Below are 1911 nucleotides of genomic sequence, written 5' to 3'. Positions count from 1 at the left end.
AAACCCGTTCAAAACAAAACAAACCCTGCCATGAAAACCCTGCTCCTCCTCATCCCCCTCGTACTCACCGCCTGCGGCACACTGACCGGCATACCCGCCCACGGCGGCGGCAAACGCTTTGCCGTCGAACAGGAACTCGTCGCCGCATCGTCCCGCGCCGCCGTCAAAGAAATGGACTTGTCCGCCCTGAAAGGACGCAAAGCCGCCCTTTACGTCTCCGTTATGGGCGACCAAGGTTCGGGCAACATAAGCGGCGGACGCTACTCTATCGACGCACTGATACGCGGCGGCTACCACAACAACCCCGACAGCGCCACCCGATACAGCTACCCCGCCTATGACACTACCGCCACCACCAAATCCGACGCGCTCTCCGGCGTAACCACTTCCACATCGGTCTTAAACGCCCCCGCCGCCGCCCTGACGAAAAACAACGGACGCAAAGGCGAACGCTCCGCCGGACTGTCCGTCAACGGCACGGGCGACTACCGCAACGAAACCCTGCTCGCCAACCCCCGCGACGTTTCCTTCCTGACCAACCTCATCCAAACCGTCTTCTACCTGCGCGGCATCGAAGTCGTACCGCCCGAATACGCCGACACCGACGTATTCGTAACCGTCGACGTATTCGGCACCGTCCGCAGCCGTACCGAACTGCACCTCTACAACGCCGAAACCCTTAAAGCCCAAACCAAGCTCGAATATTTCGCCGTCGACCGCGACAGCCGGAAACTGCTGATTGCCCCTAAAACCGCCGCCTACGAATCCCAATACCAAGAACAATACGCCCTCTGGATGGGACCTTACAGCGTCGGCAAAACCGTCAAAGCCTCAGACCGCCTGATGGTCGATTTCTCCGACATCACCCCCTACGGCGACACAACCGCCCAAAACCGTCCCGACTTCAAACAAAACAACGGTAAAAACCCCGATGTCGGCAACGAAGTCATCCGCCGCCGCAAAGGAGGATAAACCGTGAAACCGCTGCGCAGACTGACAAACCTCCTTGCCGCCTGCGCCGTAGCGGCGGCCGCACTCATACAGCCCGCCCTCGCGGCGGACTTGGCGCAAGACCCGTTCATTACCGATAACACCCAACGGCAGCACTACGAACCCGGCGGCAAATACCACCTCTTCGGCGACCCGCGCGGCAGCGTTTCCGACCGCACCGGCAAAATCAACGTCATCCAAGACTATACCCACCAGATGGGCAACCTGCTTATCCAACAGGCAAACATCAACGGCACAATCGGCTACCACACCCGCTTTTCAGGACACGGACACGAAGAACACGCCCCCTTCGACAACCACGCCGCCGACAGCGCGAGCGAAGAAAAAGGCAACGTCAACGAAGGCTTTACCGTGTACCGGCTCAACTGGGAAGGACACGAACATCATCCCGCCGATGCCTACGACGGCCCGAAGGGCGGCAATTACCCCAAACCTACGGGAGCACGCGACGAATACACCTATAACGTTAACGGCGTAGCCCGCAGCATCAAACTCAATCCGACCGACACCCGCGACGTCAGACAACGCATATCCGACAATTACAGCAACCTCGGCAGCAATTTCTCCGACCGCGCCGATGAAGCCAACAGAAAAATGTTCGAGCACAATGCCAAGCTCGACCGCTGGGGCAACAGCATGGAGTTTATCAACGGCGTCGCCGCCGGCGCGCTCAACCCCTTTATCAGCGCGGGCGAAGCCTTGGGCATAGGCGACATACTGTACGGAACGCGCTATGCCATAGACAAAGCCGCAATGCGCAACATCGCCCCCTTACCCGCCGAGGGCAAATTCGCCGCCATCGGCGGCTTGGGCAGCGTGGCGGGCTTTGAAAAAAATACGCGCGAAGCCGTTGACCGGTGGATACAGGAAAACCCCAATGCCGCCGAAACCGTCGAAGCC

The 1911-nt window shown here is 59.5% G+C and carries 2 protein-coding genes; both read left to right on the top strand.

What is annotated here, in order from left to right; genetic code table 11:
* The first annotated feature begins 30 nt into the window (after positions 1-30).
* Positions 31-972 (top strand): adhesin MafA, encoded by a 942-nt coding sequence (mafA, locus tag DFR77_RS12635; RefSeq protein ID WP_003689567.1) that lies wholly within the window; start codon positions 31-33, stop codon positions 970-972.
* 3 nt (positions 973-975) lie between these two features.
* The coding region (gene mafB, locus DFR77_RS12630; RefSeq protein WP_113852165.1) for a polymorphic toxin MafB class 1 at positions 976-1911 on the top strand (936 nt) is incomplete at its 3' end.

It is taken from the genome of Neisseria gonorrhoeae, assembly GCF_003315235.1.
Lineage (GTDB): Bacteria > Pseudomonadota > Gammaproteobacteria > Burkholderiales > Neisseriaceae > Neisseria > Neisseria gonorrhoeae.
The sequence above is the reverse complement of the archived record's forward strand: the minus strand, read 5'-3'. Positions and strand labels throughout refer to the sequence as shown.

Bases quoted from the DNA above. Each gene is read 5' to 3' on its own strand.
- mafA (WP_003689567.1), top strand. From the start codon at position 31: ATGAAAACCCTGCTCCTCCTCATCCCCCTCGTACTCACCGCCTGCGGC.